The sequence below is a fragment of the Pectinatus frisingensis genome (assembly GCF_014076555.1).
GTDB lineage: Bacteria > Bacillota > Negativicutes > Selenomonadales > Selenomonadaceae > Pectinatus > Pectinatus frisingensis.
The window spans coordinates 2,101,670-2,119,439 of record NZ_CP045424.1; the positions used below are offsets into that span (position 1 = coordinate 2,101,670).

Genomic DNA, 17,770 nt, shown 5'->3' on the forward strand with positions numbered 1-17,770 from the left:
TAATAATTACATGAGGTGTAATAAATGTCAGGACATTCAAAATGGGCAAACATCAAACGAAAAAAGGGTGCTAATGATGCTATCCGCGGCAAAATCACAACTAAAATTGGCCGTGAAATAACAGTTGCCGTACGCATGGGCGGCGGTGATCCTATCGGTAATATGCGTCTGAAACTGGCCTTATCTAAGGCAAAAGCTAACAATATTCCAAAGGATAATATTCAAAGAGCTATTCAAAAGGGATTAGGTGCTGCTGATGGCAGCACCTATGAAGAATTTGTTTATGAAGGTTACGGTCCCGGCGGAAGTGCTGTCATGCTTGACATAATGACTGACAATCGCAACCGTACAGCCGCTGATATCCGTCATTTATTCTCAAAATATGGTGGCAATCTGGGCGAAACCGGCTGTGTTGGCTGGATGTTCAAACAAAAAGCCATTTTTATTGTTGACAAAGAAACATACGATGACGAAGAAAAGTTAATGATGGTTGTACTGGAAGCCGGTGCCGATGATTTAAAAGCTGAAACCGACTCTTTTGAAATAACGGCTGCACCGGAAGACTTTAATGCTGTGGCACAGGCTCTCGAAGACAATAAAATCGAAACCGTACAATCAGAAATAACCATGCTGCCTGATACCACGGTAAAGTTAGAAGGCAAAGATGCAGACAAAATGCTGTCTTTGATAGATGCTCTTGAAGAACACGATGATGTGCAAAATGTCTATTCAAATTACGAAATAGATGAAGAAGAATAATCATGCTGGCGTTAGGTATAGATCCAGGAACGGCCATCTGCGGTTACGGATTTGTTGAATCTGCCGGCAGCAGATTAAAAGCTGTAGAATATGGTGCTATTACCACAAGCTCCAAGGCAAGACCGCAGGACAGACTATTGACAATCCATCAGGAATTAACCTCTTTAATCAATCAATATCACCCCGATGTGATTGGTGTAGAACAGCTGTTTTTCAACAGAAATGTCACTACGGCAATCCCTGTCGGTCAGGCACGTGGTATCATCTTGCTGACAGCAGCAGAAAATAATATAGAACTGGTGGAACGTACACCGCTGCAAATAAAACAATCTGTAGTCGGATATGGCAAAGCTACTAAAGAACAGGTAATTTACATGGTTCAAAAAATTCTGCATCTGTCATCGGCTCCTCATCCCGATGATGTTGCCGATGCTTTAGCTGCTGCTATCTGTACAACTCACTGCATGAATAGCATTGTCTGGCGGAATAGTTAAGCAAGGAGAACAATATGATTGGTTATCTACATGGAAAAATTACTGAATTATTCCCAGATATGTGTTTTATTGAAGTTGCAGGCGTCGGTTACCGCGTTCTTATCGCGGCTTCAACACGTTCTCAGTTAAAAATTGGTCAGGAATTGACGCTTTACACTTATTTAAATGTTCGGGAAGATGCCCTGCAGCTCTATGGTTTTTTTACTCAGGCAGAATACACTATTTTCAATCATCTTATTTCAGTATCAGGCATCGGTCCAAAAGCCGGACTAAATATCTTATCGGTAATGTCAGCGGATAAAATTGTCTGGGCTATCCAAAACAAACAGTCATCTTTATTGACCTCAGCACCGGGGATCGGCAAAAAAACAGCTGAACGTATTATTTTGGAACTAAAGGACAAACTGGGCAATACCATTGTAAATGATTCAGATGCTTTTACTGATGATGCTTCAGATATTACTGCATCGTCTGATATTTGGACTGATGCTAAACAGGCCTTGCTTTCCCTCGGCTATACACCACAGGAAAGTACCGCTGTATTAAAAAAGACCCGGCACTTATCTTCTGTTGAGGCAATTATTAAGTTTGCTCTTAAAGAATTAAGTTCATAAGCGCTTAGTAATTACCCGGATATTAAAGCGCTTATTGGCATGAACATTAGAGTAGATATATTATAATTTTACAAAGGATTTATTGCATGAATATCATTACCAGCCCTGAAAACATCCAGATAAAAAATGCTGCTGCTTTAAAACAGAAAAAATTTCGTGACAAAAACAACCTGTTTTTGATTGAAGGGATACGATTGGTTGAAACGGCACTGCAAAGTAATGCCAGTATAAGGGATTGTTTTTACCTTCCGACAATCTTGGAAAACAATCGGGCTGCTACCTTAATAGAACAATTATCTCAACGGGAAAATTGTTTTCTCCACGAAATAACAACTGCATCATTACAAAAATTAACTGACACCGATTCCCCTCAGGGTATTATTGCTGTCGTGCAAAAGAACACTGCCGCGCTTGATGAAAACTTATTGTCCAATAAACCGGCTCCTGCCATGATAATTCTAGATCACCTGCAAGACCCTGGCAATCTGGGCACTATCATAAGAACAGCAGATGCTGCTGGTATTGATGCCGTCATTTTGACGAAGGGAACTGTAGATGTATTTTCCCCTAAAGTCGTTCGAAGCACAATGGGTTCTCTTTTTCATCTGCCAATAGTCACCGGAGTACTGCCAAACGACCTTAAATCTTTTGCCGTTAAAAATAGTATTACTTTAATTTCTACAGTTTTATCTACAGATGCTGCTCCGTGTTTTTCAATAAATTACCAACAGTCGGTCGCCATTATTTTTGGCAATGAAGGCGCCGGTATTTCCACACAGATGTGCAGTCTGTCAGATAAATGTATTTTCATCCCCATGTTTGGTAGAAGTGAATCGCTTAATGCTTCCAGTGCGGCTGCAATGATAATGTATGAAATCATGCGTCAAAAGCATTATAATTGACAGTTATTTCAAAAAATGCTATAATATAGAGGTATTATTATGAGTATGAAAGATGATCGCGGATATTTTATATCTGAGGAAAGTCCGGGCTCCACAGGGCAATATGCCGGATAACGTCCGGCGAGGGTGACCTTAGGGAAAGTGCCATAGAGATTTAGACCGCCTGTTTTGGCAGGTAAGGGTGGAAAGGTGCGGCAAGAGCGCACCAGCGTTCAGGTAACTGTGCGGCTTGGTAAACCCCATATGGAGCAAGACCGAATAGGGAAGGGATGAAGCGGCCCGCTGAACCTTCCGGGTTGTGTCGCTAGAGTCAGCAGGCAACTGTTGATCCAGATAAATGATCGTCACCGCTTAGGCGGAACAGAACTCGGCTTATTGATTACTCACAATGATAATAAAACTGCCTTAAGGCAGTTTATTTTTTATTCATAATTAATTAAAATTTATTGTATTTTATAATATAATGTCCTATTATGTGAATAAGCAGCAATATCATGCCGGTTTACCAATCACATTTTACAAAGGAGCTATTTAACGTTGAATTATAATGAGATGCAAAAACAGTTAAAATGCAGACTCAACAATGACCATCGTTATGTCCATTCGCTAAGTGTCAGCAATACGGCAGTAAAACTGGCCAAGCGCTTTCATATCTCGGAAGAAAAAGCCAAAGTGGCAGGGCTTCTGCATGATTGTGCACGCGAAATCCCCACTGGTTCACTCATTGATGAAGCCAGAAAACATCATATAAAGATTTATACAATAGATGAATACCAGCCTATCTTGCTGCATGCACCATTAGGAGCTGCGATAGCCCATGAAAAATACGGTATTACCGATTCCGAAATTCTGAGTGCCATAGCTTTACATACCATTGGTAAGGCGGAAATGACTGATTTAGATAAAATCATTTACCTGTCCGATATGGTTGAACCCCATCGTGATTATGATGGTATCGACGAATTCCGCAGTTTTATGGCAGTAAATGATCTCAATACGATAATGATTACGGCTTTTGATAAATCAATATCATTCATTATTGCTAAAAAACAGATGATTCATCCGCAGACTATCCTTGCCCGCAATTTTTTGTTAGAGCAACAGAAAAAATATGGCAAATAAACGATTTCCCTCCTCAACAGGACGAACAAGGAAAACAGTCAAACGGAGAAGACGTCGTCCTAAATTAGGGCGGATAATTATATTTTTAATCATCATCGCACTTATTTTGGCGGCAATGTTCCAGGCACTTCGTTTTGCTTATGGTCAAAGCACTGAACTTTATACGTATGCAGCTGGACTTTACAAAAACTACCAAAGTACCAGAAAATCTGCCCAACAGGAAAAACCTGCCCCAGTACCTGAGTTTAATAATGCAGATAATATTCTGTTTATTGGTATCAATAAATCAACCTATACTGACATTAATACCTATGCCGACGCGTTGTTCATTTTTCATGTAAATCACAGCAATGGTTCGTTATCGATTTTGTCTATTCCTCGCAATACCGCAGTACCCCTGAACAATACTATCGTTCCAATAGGCTCTTTCCAACAAAACGGTATTGACCAAACACTGGGAGCGGTATCTAATCTGGTAAATTTTCGTATCCGTCAGTACATCATTATGGATGAAACTTCTTTAGTAGATTTTATCAACGCTTTTGGCGGTATTGACCTATATGTAGGCAGCGATATGGATTATGATGATCCTCAAGGTAATATTTCAATTCATCTTAAGAATGGCTATCAGCATCTTGATGGCAGACAGACACTGGGGTATCTCCAGTATCGCAGTGATGATCTGGGTGATATCGGACGCTCAGAAAGGCAGGAAATTTTTTTGAAATCATTTTATACTGAAACTCTTACAGTAAATTCCATTCCTAAAATTCCTGGTCTTGTGAATATATTGAATAACTCTTTATACACTAATATCGATTTATTCAGTTTGACAAATTTAAAAAATTATATCTGGCTGATTAAAAATAACACCGTCACCGTTAAAACATTACCGGGAAAATTTTCCTCTGATGGTAAATTATGGCAGCCAAATTCAGAACAAATAAATGATACTGTGACCCAAATGCTCTCAAATGGCAATTAATGTCATTTTAATTTTTATGAATAAAATTTAAATAAATAAATTCAAATCAGAAAGGTATGATTTTTATAATTAATATCAAATCCGACAGCAAACGGACTTCACTTGATAAAAGCAAGTTAATTGCCAATGCAGCCAGTGACAAAAAAGCAGAGAAAATCCTGTTAATGGATATGAAGGAACTAACTACGGCAACTGATTATTTTATTGTCTGTCACGGCGGATCAACCATACAGGCCCGCGCTATAGCCGATAATATTGAAGATCAGCTGAAACTAGCAGGTGAACAGCTTCTGCACCGTGAAGGATATAAATCCGGTGAATGGATTTTATTGGATTACGGCGATTGTGTGGCACATATTTTTACCGCAGAAAGTCGTGAATTTTACGGGTTGGAAAACCTTTGGGGAGATGCCCATGTCACACATTATGAATGATAATGATACCGCCTCTGCAAGGCAGCTGAAACCCAGTACAGTTGCTACATTAAAAGCTGTACGACAAAATGATATGGGAGTTTTTCTGGACGCCCGGACCGGCAACACATCTGACGATATTTTATTGCATAAGACCCAGCAGCTTTCTCCGGTAAAAATTGGTGATACAGTGACAGTCTTTCTTTATAAAGATCCTAAGGGCCGTCTTACTGCCAGCATGCGGGTTCCACAAATGAAGGAAGGACAAATTGCCCGTCTTAAGGTCATAAATATATCAAAAGACGGCGCTTTCCTTGATGCCGGCGCTGAACGAGGTATTTTCCTACCCTATGCCGGAACTCGCGGTAATCTGCAAATAGGCGAATTTGTCTGGGCTAAACTGTACACTGATAAATCAGGACGCCTGGCAGTCACCATGAAAGTTGAAGATGAAATGCGCCGCGCTTCCAAACCCGCTATTGATGTAAAAGTCGGCGATATTTTAGAAGGATCTGTATATAATTTAACAGAACAAGGTGCATTTGTTTTTACTGCTGAACGTTATATTGCTTTTGTTGCCGAAAAAGAAATGCCCCAGCACCCTCACGTAGGTGCCAATGTAACTATACGTGTGACATATCTACGTGATGACGGCCGTCTAAATGCATCTTTGCGCCCGATAAAAGAAGAAGCAATAATAACAGATTCTAACGTTATATTACAGGAACTTATCGCCCACAATGGTAAAATGCCCTACAGCGATAAAACTCCTCCCGAAATAATCAAGGAACGTTTCAATATCAGTAAGGCAGCTTTCAAAAGAGCCGTAGGACATCTGCTTAAAACCGGTACCGTCACAGAAAAAGATGGCTGGCTGTTTTTACTCAATATGAAAAAATAAAAATCTTTTAGAAGGATTTAAGGTGAAAATCACCGAATTATCAGGTAAAGTTATATTATATTTTAGCTCACTATTATCGCCCTAATGAATTTGTGACTTAAAATCGGAGGTATGAACATGCAGAAAATAGAGGCAGCCGCGTTGGACAGCAGTGACAACAATAAGGGGATTCTTTTAGAAAGCGGCACAAACGAATTTGAAATTGTGGAGTTCGACATTGGTGAAGTTCATTACGGCATCAATGTAGCCAAAGTACGTGAAGTCATCACTAAAGTTCCTGTAACGGCCATGCCGTCGGCACATCCTTATGTCGATGGATTATTTACCTTGCGCGGCAAGGCCATCCCATTGGTAAATCTATCCAGAGCAATAAAAGCAAAGGGCAGTGATGATCCTAAAAATATTATTGTAACAGAAATCAATAATTATACTATTGGTTTTTTAGTTGATAATGTTTCCCGCATACATCGCATTTCCTGGGAAAATATGGAACCGGCACCGGAAGTAGGCAATGAAGCCATGGTAGTCGGAGTAATAAAAATGCCTGATAAAATCGTATTATTACTTGACTTTGAACGTATTATCGCTGAAATAAATACGGAAATCAACCAAAAATTATCCACTGTCGACAAAGTTACCGCTCCTATCGAAGCCAGACGCCGCACTAAGCATATCGTTGTGGCTGAGGATTCAAGAATGCTGCGTGACTTACTGGTTGAAACGCTCCATAATTCTGGTTACGAATTTGTCCGTGATTTCAATAACGGCAAATCGGCCTATGATTACTTAATAAGTTTAAAGGACGCCAACGGTCCGATTGAAGAACAAGTTACCGCTATAATTTCCGATATTGAAATGCCTCAGATGGATGGTCATCGCCTGCTTAAACTGGTTCGGGAAGACAAAGTACTTGCCAATGTTCCTTTAATATTATTTTCTTCTTTAATAAATGAAGAAATGCGCCAAAAAGGTGATAGGTTAGGTGCAACTGCTCAAATCTCCAAACCGGAAATAGGCCAGTTAATAAACATTATGGATCGTATTATATTTAAAGATTGATTCCACTATCGATGGAAATGCTTCATCCGAAAGTTTATACTATTAGGATGGGGCATTTTTTTTATTCCTGTACGAATGAATATTTTAGCATAATTTACAAATTTAAATTTGTCTTTGAATTATTTTAAGCACAAATTAATAATATTATGTTGTCCAGGGGTAGAAAAAATCATAGAAACAAGTTATAATAGCACAGGGAGATTCCTCTCAGAGAATAAAAATATTCATCATATAAACATGGAGGACGTAAATGCGTAAAAGAAAACAAGTCATAAATAATAAAAATACCGGGTTTTTCCTAGTAAAAGAAGATATTCTGCCAACAGCAATAAAAAAGACCATAAAGGTAAATGAAATGTTGAAACGCGGTGAAGCTTCCACTATCAATGAAGCTATAGCTTCAACTGGTTTATCACGCAGCGCTTATTATAAATACAAGGATTCTGTCTTTCCTTTCTATGAAGCAAGTTTAAATAAAATAGTCTCCATTTCATTTATGCTTGATCATAAGAAGGGTGTGCTGTCGAATGTACTCAATATCATTTCCGCTGATTCCGCTAATATTTTGACAATAAACCAAGGATTACCTTTACAGGGAATGGCCAATGTGACATTGTCCGTTGAAACTGAAAATATGAGCATAGACCTCGAAGCACTGCTTGATAAACTGCGTGTCATCGATGGCGTACGTCGGCTTGAAATAGTTGGGCAAGCTTAAACTGCTTATTTTTTGAAAGGATATTCTGCCAATGAGTGAGATTATAAAAATAGGTCTTTTAGGCTGTGGTACAGTCGGTACAGGTGTAGTTAAGGTATTACAAGAAAATATGCATGAAATACTTCCCAAAGTGGGAGCGGAACTTAAGATTACTCATGTACTGGTACACAATCTCAGCAAAAATCGTCATCTGCCTGCTGATATCAGCCTGACTGATGATATTAATGACATTCTCAATGATTCCGATGTGGAAATAGTCGTTGAATTACTCGGTGGGATACATCCGGCGCGTGAGTATATGCTCAAGGCTATGCAAGCCGGTAAAAATGTCGTAACCGCCAATAAAGATGTGGTTGCCCAATTTGGCAAAGACATGTTTGCCGCAGCAGAAAAATATAATGTTGATTTTATGTTTGAAGCCAGTGTCGGCGGTGGCATACCGATTATTACACCACTTAAACAATGTCTTACCGCCAATAAGATCACCGAAGTAATCGGTATAGTAAACGGCACCACCAATTATATGCTTACCAAAATGAGTGAAGAAAATGCCTGCTATGATGATGTATTAAAAGCAGCTCAGGAAAAGGGTTATGCCGAAGCCGACCCCACAGCGGACGTTGAAGGACTTGATGCCGCCAGAAAAACAGCGATTCTTGCTTCAATAGCTTTTAACAGCCGCGTCGATCTTGACAAAGTATCAACTGAGGGTATCACTAAAATAACTCCACAGGATATAGCCTATGCCAAAGAACTTGGCTATACAATAAAACTGTTATCTGTATCAAGAGAAAATGAGCTGGGCATTGATGTACGGGTTCATCCGGCGCTGCTGCCGCAGACTCATCCTCTGGCTTTTGTGCGTAATGAATTCAATGCGATATTTGTAAGGGGTAATGCTGTCGGAGAAACAATGTTTTATGGCCGCGGCGCAGGACAGCTGCCTACAGCATCAGCAGTCATTGCCGACATAATTGATGTTGCCAGAGACATAATAAAAAACCGTTTCGGACGTATCGGCTGCACCTGTTATGAACATAAACCTTTTTGTCCGATAGAAAAAACTATTTCTTCTTACTATGTTCGTTTATTAGTCGATGATCAACCCGGTGTACTAGGTACTATAGCTATGGCTTTCGGTCAGACTGGTGTAAGTCTGAATGCCGTAATTCAAAAGAGAAAAGTCGATACATGCGCTGAAATTGTGGCCATAAGTCATGAAGTGCAGGAAGAAAAAATTCGTAAGGCTGAACAAACGCTGAATAATTTACCGGCAGTAAAGAAAATATGCAATATAATCCGCGTCGAACCTCCGACCAGTCAGGAGATATGATGGCAACCAAAAGCAAAACAGTAAAAGTACGCATACCAGCTACAACAGCTAACTGCGGCCCCGGCTTTGATTCTTTGGGTATCGCTTGTGATATATATAATATTCTGGAGCTTACACTTTACAGTGAAAATTATCTGCATATAGAAATTTCCGGGGAAGGCACTGAGTACATTCCTACCGATGATAAAAATCTGGTCTGGAAAGTCATTAAGGATCTGATTGATATAACCGATGCACCATATAAGGGTGCTTATATAAAAATGCACAATGCCATACCGCTTTCACGTGGCCTGGGCAGCAGTGCTGCCGCTATAGCAGGAGGATTGTCGGCCGCTAATTATGCGCTGAATGAACCCCTTGATAAAAATGGCCTGCTGAAACTGGCTACTTCGATTGAAGGACATCCTGATAATGTCGCACCTGCTATTTTCGGCGGTATAACGATAAGCTTCAAAGATGCCGATGATATCAGGACTTTTTCCTTTCTGCCCAAGCTTGCCCTAAAAATGATCGTGACAGTTCCGCAATTTTTTTTATCAACAAAAAAATCGCGCAAGGTTCTGCCGGAGAAAGTAACATTAAAGGACGCTGCCTTCAATATTAGTCATGTTGCAGCATTAACGGCAGCGCTTTGCACGGGCAACGCTGCCGTCTTATCATATGCTTTTGCTGATAAACTGCATCAACCATACCGAGCCTGTCTGATTCCCGGTATGTGTGAGGTATTCACGGCAGCCAGACAGGCAGGTGCGTTAGGTGCAGCAATAAGCGGTGCCGGGCCATCTCTCATTGCTTTTGCTACAGAAAATGAAGATCTCATAGGACAAGCCATGGTACAGGCATTTGCCGAGCATAATGTGGATTCCTATTATATGGCCCTAAACATCGACAATACTGGTGTCTGTCTTATTTAGCAACATCTTTGAACAACAAATGTAATACCAATCGTTATCTTTACATACAATGTTAATTTATCCCATTCAATGGGGCTGTCACATAAACAGCACTGACCTCATAAAAATGCAATCCGTTACGCTATGTAGTCTCCCGCTCTTTGAAGTGTGGAAAAAGAAACGGCATACTTATTTATGAATGCAGATGTTTACGTGTATACAGCCCCATTGCTGTATCAAAATAATCTTTTGGAGGAACCTGCCTTGACTGAAACCACTTTTATAAAAAAAATTAATGATAATAATGGCGAAGTATATATTGTCGGTGGCTGGGTAAGAGATATGATAGCCCATAATATTCCAAAAGACAAGGATTATGTAATATGCAAAATGACCGAAATTTTGTTTTGCCGGCTTTTCCCTCAGGCCCAAAAAGTCGGCAATGCATTTCCCGTCTATTTAATGAACATTGACAATAAACTTTGTGAAATTGCTTTTGCCCGCAAAGAAAAAAAACAAGGTCATGGCTATAAGGGATTTACTGTAAATTATGATGCTGATTTAACCATTGAAGATGATTTACTGCGCCGTGATACCCGTATAAACAGCATCGCTTTAAAATTGCCGGAAAGGACTCTTATTGATCCCTTCAACGGCGTTTATGACATAAAGAACAAAATCATCCGTGCCGTATCCAGCCACTTTCAAGAAGACCCCGTAAGAGCGTTGCGGGCAGCGCGTCAAGCTGCTGAATTCAATTATATAATCGACGAACTCACTTTACAGCAAATGCAAAACTGCGCTGCCGAACTACTTTATGAACCCAGTGAACGCATTATCAATGAACTATCCCGGGCACTGGCCGCCAATAAACCCTCCACATTCTTTCGTTACTTACAAAAAGCAAATTTACTGACAGTCACTTTTCCCGAGATTGCCGCCTTGATTGGTCAAACCCAGCCTGTTATCTATCATCCCGAAGGTGATAGTTTTGAACATACTATGTTGATTTTAGACAAAACAGCATTGCAAACGACTGATATTGCTGCCCGTTTTGCCGCCTTAGCCCACGATTTAGGCAAGGGACTTACACCACAATCAATGCTTCCACATCATTACGGACACGAAAAATCCGGCCTGCTTGTTTTGCAAAAATGGAACAAGCGGATAATTCTGCCAAAACGTTGGTATAACAGTGCTTCTTTTGTTATCAGTGAGCACATGCGTGCCGCACATCTTACTAAACCGGGTAAAATAGCCGACTTACTTTTATCGGCTGAAAAAAATCCACTTGGCATTGATAATTTTTCCATAATAATACATGCGGACAATAAAAGTCTGCCATGTTATCTTGAAGACAGCAAACTGATTTTAAAATTATTTCATGAAATTGATATAAAAAAATGCCCCGCAAATCTGCGGGGCAGACAAATTGGCCAATGGCTGCACCAACAACGTGTTAACATTTTAAACACTTATCTGCAGCAATATAATCAACACTGAATTACTTGTCATCAAACTTTAAATTTCTGAACAGCAGACTGTAGTTTTTCAGCCAGCTTCGCCAGATTACCGCTAGCTGAAGCTATCTCTCCTACAGTCGCTGATTGTTCTTCAGTAGCCGCTGAAATATTCTGTGTTTCAGCAGAGGCCTTTTTGCTTTCCTTATCAATGGAATCTACTGCATCGACAACATTTCGTGCGTGTGCCGTCACTTTTTCTATAGCCGAAGATATGCCCTTAATTTGTGCTGTCATATCATTTACCTTATGAAGAATCTGTTCAAATTTTTCACCGCTGTCTGACACAATTTCTGTCCCATTATCAACTTCTTTTTTACTGTCATCCATATAAACAACAGCACTATCAGTATTTGACTGTACTTCACCAATTAGTTCTGTAATGCGTTTAGCGGCTTCTTGAGACTGTTCGGCAAGTTTTCTTACTTCCTCAGCAACAACAGAAAATCCTTTTCCCGCTTCCCCTGCTCCCGCCGCTTCAATAGCGGCATTTAAAGCCAATAGATTAGTCTGTCTGGCAATATCTGATATAACATCAACGATCTGCCCTATTTGTTTTGATTTTTCTTCTAATGCACTGATAACTTTTGCTGTGTCATTGGTTTTCCCCTCAATAATACTCATTTGATTTACTGCATGTTTTACTGAAGCTTCCCCCTTGTCAGCCGCTGTTGCTGTTTGGTTGGCTGATTGTGATAAGGTTTCGGCATTATCGGCAACCTTCGCAATCGCTATGGAAATTTGCTTTACGATACTATTGGCCTTATCAGTCAAATCCAGCTGTTTTTCTGCCCCATCAGCTACCTGTGTAACTGATCCTGCAACTTGATCTGATGCCTGTGCGGATTGTTCGGCACTAGCCGATAATTCTTCCGCCGACGCAGCCAATTGATTTGCCGAGGTATGAATTTTACTGATAAGCTCGCGCAAACCAGTTTTCATCATCATTAAAGACCTGCCCAGCTGCCCTATTTCATCATTATGGTAATTCGAAATTTGATTTCTTTCCGTAAAATTACCCTTGGTTAATTCTTCTACTTCTTTTACTAATCCATTCAACGGAATTGCAATATAGCGTGATATTAAAAAACCCAGTCCTCCTGATAAAATTATGGCTAACAGAGTAACTATTATGCTTGCCCAATTATTGAATAATGTAATTTTTTTCCCCTGCGCATTTTCCTGTTGTGCCATTTCAGTATCATAAACGGCTAAATCATCTAATGTTTTATTTATTATTGTCAAATGCGGTGCAGCATTTTGCTTAAAGTACAACATAGCATTATCCTGGTTGCCGGCCATCGCCATTGTCAGGGATTTCTGCCATACTTCACGGTAAATCCGGGTTTCTGTTTCAATTTTATTTACAGCATCTTTTTCTGTAGCATCAAGATCTAATTTTTGATATTTAGCCAAGAAATCCATATAATTTTTTTTGTGTTCATTAAGGTCGGCAAGCGATTGCTGCTGTTCAGTTGAATCTTTACTCAAAAATATATAATACGTGAGTGCTTCATTATTGCGGCTTTCAGCCCGAGCCGAATCCAGCCACTGAATAGGCTGCAGCCGATCATTATACATATTATCCAGCTTATCAGAAAGACTGGTACTGGCATAATGCCCCATATATCCTACTATAATTATAAATATCACCGTTGAAAAAACTAAAAATCCCAATTTCGTTTTAATTTTCAAATCAGCTAATAAGTGCATCAGTAAAATTCCCCTTACATATAAAATTAAAATAATTTATATCTTTAAATTAAATAGTTTATTGTAGATAAATATTCTCATAATATAGGTATATCACAATATACCTGACATTGTCTATTAATTTTACATTGACCAGCCGTAATATCCATCAAAGCCGCCAAATTTTTTTCACTTTTAATTATATCGAACAAAGCCGTATATTTCACTTTATCTGCATATTCCTTATTAACAATAATAATTTTATTTTTATCTGAATAATTTTCTATATTTCCGACAAATTCATAACCGAAAGATATAACTATTTTTTCAAATGGAATCCTCTTTACAATAATCGCTTGAGACAGTACAAGCGACACCGCATGGCTATACGCCCTGATTAATCCGCCGGCGCCTAATTTTATACCGCCAAAATAACGCGTTACTACCACTGTAACATCAAAAATATTTTGTTTTTGCAATACTTCCAGCATCGGATGGCCCGCTGTTCCCGACGGTTCACCGTCATCATCAAATTTTTGTTGCCTGCCGTCTGCACCAATAATATAAGCACTGCAATTATGCCGTGCGTCCCGATATTTTCTTTTGATGCTCTCCGTATACTCTACAGCTGAAATTTCTGAATCTGTTCTGCTTATATTCGCTATAAAACGCGATTTATTGACATCGTGCTCACAAACAGCACTATGTGCTATTGTTTTATATGCTCGTAATTTATTTGTCCTTATCATATATATACCTTAATTTAATTATTCATTAATTAATAACAACTAATTTAGTATACCATACATTACACAATATTATATCCATTAAATTTACCATATTAATTTCACCGTCATCTATTTTAAACTCATCCATTTATAGCTAATATATGTCACCACAATATTTTCGTTTTTTTTTGTATTTTTTATAGTAATAATTAATTTTTTGTAGTATTATCTCAATTGTACTAAATAAAGTACGCTGATTATATTAATAACCTTAATGTAATCAGTAAAAAAAGGTTGTGTTAATATTAATGAATGAACCTACTATGCATCGCTCGCTGAAAAACAGACATTTGCAGTTAATTTCATTAGGCGGCATTATCGGCAGCGGCTATTTCCTTGGTACCGGTTATATATTGGAAAAAGCCGGACCCGCCTCTATTTTAGCCTATCTGCTCGGCGGACTTATCGTTTTTTGTGTAATGCTTTGTTTAGCCGAATTGGCTGTTGCTAAACCAATATCCGGTTCTTTTGTAAACTATGCCAATGATTATATTTCACCCACATGGGCCTGCGGTGTTGGCTGGGCTTACTGGCTCAATTGGATTGCCTATGTGCCTTCAGAAATGATTGCTGCCGGGATAATAATGCATAACTTTATTCCACAGATTGGTCAAGTAAGCTGGGCCATAATTTTCGGTCTGTTAATAACGTCAATAAATATTTTCAGCGTAGGAAAATTCGGTGAAAGTGAATTTTGGCTTGCCCTGATAAAAATTATTGCACTAGTGATATTCAGCTGCACAGCTTTAGCTATCTGCCTGGGCATCATCGGCGGACATTATATCGGCACATCGATTCTTTTAGATAATGGCGGATTCGCCCCTAACGGTTATTGGTCCATTCTCATCACAATGGTAATCATCCTGGTAAATTTTCAAGGTTCAGAAATAATCGGTTTAGCTGCCGGTGAATGTAAAGAACCAGAAAAAAGCATACCTATTGCTGTTCGCAATGTCAGCTGGCGTATAATCGCTTTATACATCATTCCGGTTTCACTTTTAATTTCAATTCTTCCTTGGAATCATGCAGGGCTTACAGAAAGTCCTTTCGCCGCTGCTCTACGGGAATATGGACTTAATCAATTGGCTTCTTTTTTCGCTTTCGTCGTACTGACAGCTGCAATTTCCTGTTCAAATTCCGGTCTTTACGGAAGCGGCCGAGCTCTTCAAGCATTAGCGAAACTCAATATGGCTCCCAAGTGGCTGGGACGACTCAATCACCATGGCATGCCGCAGAATTCTATTTTTGTTTCCATTATTGGCTGTTGGTTGATTATTTTGCTATATACCTATGATACTAGTTCATTAGCATACACTTATCTGTTGGCCGTTTCCGGTTTTACCGGTGCAATGGCCTGGATTTCCATTTGCTGGAGCCAGTATAACTTCCGCTGCCGTTTAAAAAAAGCCAACCTTGTCCATACTTTAAAATATAAAACTCCATTTTTCCCTTATCTTACTTTATTTGGCATCTGGATACAGGTATTATGCCTGATTGTTATGCTGTTTACCAGTGATCTTCGCTCCGCTTTATATACCGGACTGCCAATGATGATAATCCCTATGATATGGCATAAGCTCCGCCACAGCAAAAAAAATTCCTCCATAAATAATACTACTGCAAAACAGACATTTCATTAAAATTTTTAACTATAATAAAATACTCTGGTGACAAAAGCTTTGATATTCTACCTCCAGATAGGACAGTAAAAAAATACATTGTCCTGTCTGGAGGTGTTTTTATGCCACATAAAAGTAAAATTGACCTGAAATTGAAATAACGGTCTGTAGGAATATCATTGATGGAAAATCACTATCAATGTGCCGGACTAAAACGCTTCGAGAATGGATGTCTGGTTATCGCAATAAAGAAATGGCCGTCATAAAATTATCAGTTGCCATAAACTGATTGTATGCGATCCGCGGCTATATTCACTGCTGCAACTTTGAACGTTTACAGCGTCACTTAATACCCTGCGAGTACCCTAGTCAGCACAAAGCCGCAAAAAAACAGTTCATCCTTACGGATGAACTGCAAAGAATTCCCACTGTTTTTTGATTGTCCCCCTGATGGGGTACACACTACTTATCACCAAAGTTTTTTATTATCATGTCATTTAATCAAAAATGACATTGATTAAATGCCCCCATTCCCGGATAAACAGCATTTTCACCCAAAGCTGCCTCAATTCTGAGCAGCTGATTATATTTAGCTACACGTTCAGTACGACTCGGTGCGCCTGTTTTTATTTGACAAGTGTTAAGAGCAACGGCCAAATCCGCAATTGTCGTATCTTCAGTTTCACCGGACCGGTGCGATGTAACAGTTGTATAGCCTGCTTTATGGGCCATTCTGATAGCTTCCAGTGTTTCTGAAAGTGTACCTATTTGGTTCAATTTAATTAAAATAGAATTAGCGCAGCCGGCGTGAATTCCCTTCGCCAGGCGCTGCGTATTGGTAACAAATAAATCATCGCCTACCAGCTGAACCTTTTTACCCAGCTTTTCTGTAAGCTTATGCCAACCTTCCCAATCTTCTTCATCCAGTCCGTCTTCCAGCGATACGATCGGATATTTTTCACATAACCGCACCCAATAATCAATCAATTCATCATCGGTAAACTTTTTACCCGATTTCGGCAGCAAATATTCACCCTTCTTACTGCCCTTCCATTCACTGGCCGCCGGATCTATCGCTAGCATAAAATCTTTTTTAGGTTTATATCCTGCCGTATTAACAGCTTCCAAAATAGTATCAAGCACTTCTTCATCACTTGATAAATCAGGTGCAAAACCTCCTTCATCACCAACAGAAGTGGCAAGTCCCCGATTTTTCAATATTTTTTGCAATGTATGAAATACTTCTGTGCACCAGCGCAATCCTTCTTTAAATGAAGGTGCTCCCACCGGCATAATCATGAACTCCTGAATATCTACATTATTGGTCGCATGAGCTCCACCATTTAGTATATTCATCATCGGTACGGGCAATCTATTACCGTTAATGCCGCCCAAAAAACGAAACAGAGGGATTTGCAATGATGCCGCGGCCGCCTTGGCACTGGCAATGGAAACAGCCAGAATTGCATTGGCACCAAGTTTAGATTTATCTTTCGTACCATCAGCTTTCAGCATGGCCTGATCCACTGCATAAACATCCGATGAATCCAATCCATGTACAGCATCATTTATTATAGTGTTAACATTATTTACAGCTTTGATAACACCCTTACCAAGAAAACGTCTTTTATCATCATCACGCATTTCCAATGCTTCAAATTCACCGGTGGATGCCCCACTAGGAGATGCTGCCCGTCCAACACTGCCATCCTTCAAGTACACTTCTGCCTCAACTGTTGGATTACCGCGTGAATCTATAATTTCCCGACCGATTACTTTTTCAATCTTAAATTTTTCCAAAATCATTGACAATACAACTCCTCTGCAAAATATTTTAAAATATACCAAGAAACGTTTGCTTCAATATCGCAGTGTCTCTTGAATGATGTTTTAACAAAATTATCATTACTATTTATCTATAAATACTATAGCATAGCTGATAAGCATTATCAATAATT

17 protein-coding genes and 1 other RNA gene are annotated in these 17,770 nt (G+C 39.3%); 15 read left to right on the top strand and 3 right to left on the bottom strand.

Translation table 11 applies throughout. The annotated features are described in order from the left end of the window. Nucleotides 1–24: 24 nt before the first annotated feature. The 14 genes from F8M42_RS09795 to F8M42_RS09860 all read left to right on the top strand — a co-directional run bounded on the left by F8M42_RS09795 (nt 25) and on the right by F8M42_RS09860 (nt 11,696). Complete coding sequence (locus tag F8M42_RS09795) at nt 25–759, top strand: YebC/PmpR family DNA-binding transcriptional regulator (protein WP_182186356.1); 735 nt, start codon at nt 25–27, stop codon at nt 757–759. 2 nt (nt 760–761) lie between these two features. Continuing rightward, nucleotides 762–1,253 (top strand): crossover junction endodeoxyribonuclease RuvC, encoded by a 492-nt coding sequence (gene ruvC, locus F8M42_RS09800; RefSeq protein ID WP_182186358.1) that lies wholly within the window; start codon nt 762–764, stop codon nt 1,251–1,253. A gap of 14 nt (nt 1,254–1,267) precedes the next feature. Then, nucleotides 1,268–1,867: a Holliday junction branch migration protein RuvA gene (gene ruvA, locus F8M42_RS09805; RefSeq protein WP_182186360.1), complete on the top strand. Its 600-nt coding sequence runs from the start codon at nt 1,268–1,270 to the stop codon at nt 1,865–1,867. Nucleotides 1,868–1,953: 86 nt separating this feature from the next. Further along, nucleotides 1,954–2,769: a TrmH family RNA methyltransferase gene (locus F8M42_RS09810; protein ID WP_182186361.1), complete on the top strand. Its 816-nt coding sequence runs from the start codon at nt 1,954–1,956 to the stop codon at nt 2,767–2,769. 40 nt (nt 2,770–2,809) lie between these two features. Then, nucleotides 2,810–3,159, top strand: an RNA gene (gene rnpB, locus F8M42_RS09815) — RNase P RNA component class A. Nucleotides 3,160–3,306: 147 nt separating this feature from the next. Beyond that, nucleotides 3,307–3,891, top strand: coding sequence for a bis(5'-nucleosyl)-tetraphosphatase (symmetrical) YqeK (gene yqeK / locus F8M42_RS09820; RefSeq protein WP_182186363.1), 585 nt, complete (start codon nt 3,307–3,309; stop codon nt 3,889–3,891). Beyond that, the gene (locus tag F8M42_RS09825; RefSeq protein ID WP_182186365.1) at nt 3,881–4,876 is read left to right on the top strand and encodes an LCP family protein; all 996 of its coding nucleotides are present in this window, start codon (nt 3,881–3,883) and stop codon (nt 4,874–4,876) included. The genes yqeK and F8M42_RS09825 overlap by 11 nt, the downstream gene beginning before the upstream one ends. 56 nt (nt 4,877–4,932) lie before the next feature. Then, nucleotides 4,933–5,310: a ribosome silencing factor gene (gene rsfS, locus F8M42_RS09830; RefSeq protein ID WP_182186366.1), complete on the top strand. Its 378-nt coding sequence runs from the start codon at nt 4,933–4,935 to the stop codon at nt 5,308–5,310. Then, the gene (locus F8M42_RS09835; RefSeq protein WP_229711327.1) at nt 5,291–6,190 is read left to right on the top strand and encodes a CvfB family protein; all 900 of its coding nucleotides are present in this window, start codon (nt 5,291–5,293) and stop codon (nt 6,188–6,190) included. The genes rsfS and F8M42_RS09835 overlap by 20 nt, the downstream gene beginning before the upstream one ends. Nucleotides 6,191–6,307: 117 nt before the next feature. After that, nucleotides 6,308–7,249, top strand: a complete 942-nt coding sequence (locus tag F8M42_RS09840) for a chemotaxis protein (RefSeq protein ID WP_182186368.1) — start codon at nt 6,308–6,310, stop codon at nt 7,247–7,249. Between the two features lie 250 nt (nt 7,250–7,499). After that, nucleotides 7,500–7,967, top strand: coding sequence for an ACT domain-containing protein (locus F8M42_RS09845; protein WP_196595049.1), 468 nt, complete (start codon nt 7,500–7,502; stop codon nt 7,965–7,967). Between the two features lie 31 nt (nt 7,968–7,998). Continuing rightward, a complete protein-coding gene (locus F8M42_RS09850; RefSeq protein WP_182186369.1) occupies nt 7,999–9,300 on the top strand; it encodes a homoserine dehydrogenase in 1,302 nt (433 codons plus the stop codon). Further along, entirely contained in the window at nt 9,297–10,214 is a 918-nt protein-coding gene (gene thrB / locus F8M42_RS09855; protein WP_229711328.1) for a homoserine kinase, read from the top strand. Before F8M42_RS09850 ends, thrB begins: the two co-directional genes overlap by 4 nt. 243 nt (nt 10,215–10,457) lie before the next feature. Then, on the top strand, nt 10,458–11,696 hold the full coding sequence (locus F8M42_RS09860) for an HD domain-containing protein (protein ID WP_182186371.1): 1,239 nt from the start codon (nt 10,458–10,460) through the stop codon (nt 11,694–11,696). Nucleotides 11,697–11,707: 11 nt separating this feature from the next. Here F8M42_RS09860 and F8M42_RS09865 read toward each other — a convergent pair whose 3' ends face one another. Both F8M42_RS09865 and F8M42_RS09870 read right to left on the bottom strand, forming a co-directional pair. Beyond that, on the bottom strand, nt 11,708–13,426 hold the full coding sequence (locus tag F8M42_RS09865; protein WP_182186372.1) for a methyl-accepting chemotaxis protein: 1,719 nt from the start codon (nt 13,424–13,426) through the stop codon (nt 11,708–11,710). 77 nt (nt 13,427–13,503) lie between these two features. Then, nucleotides 13,504–14,154, bottom strand: a complete 651-nt coding sequence (locus tag F8M42_RS09870; protein WP_182186374.1) for a YigZ family protein — start codon at nt 14,152–14,154, stop codon at nt 13,504–13,506. 287 nt (nt 14,155–14,441) lie between these two features. On the opposite strand from F8M42_RS09870, the gene F8M42_RS09875 reads away from it, so the two are divergent. Then, nucleotides 14,442–15,833 (top strand): amino acid permease, encoded by a 1,392-nt coding sequence (locus F8M42_RS09875; RefSeq protein WP_229711329.1) that lies wholly within the window; start codon nt 14,442–14,444, stop codon nt 15,831–15,833. Nucleotides 15,834–16,313: 480 nt separating this feature from the next. On the opposite strand, the gene eno is transcribed toward F8M42_RS09875, so the two are convergent. After that, on the bottom strand, nt 16,314–17,618 hold the full coding sequence (eno, locus tag F8M42_RS09880) for a phosphopyruvate hydratase (RefSeq protein ID WP_182186376.1): 1,305 nt from the start codon (nt 17,616–17,618) through the stop codon (nt 16,314–16,316). Between the last annotated feature and the right edge of the window lie 152 nt (nt 17,619–17,770).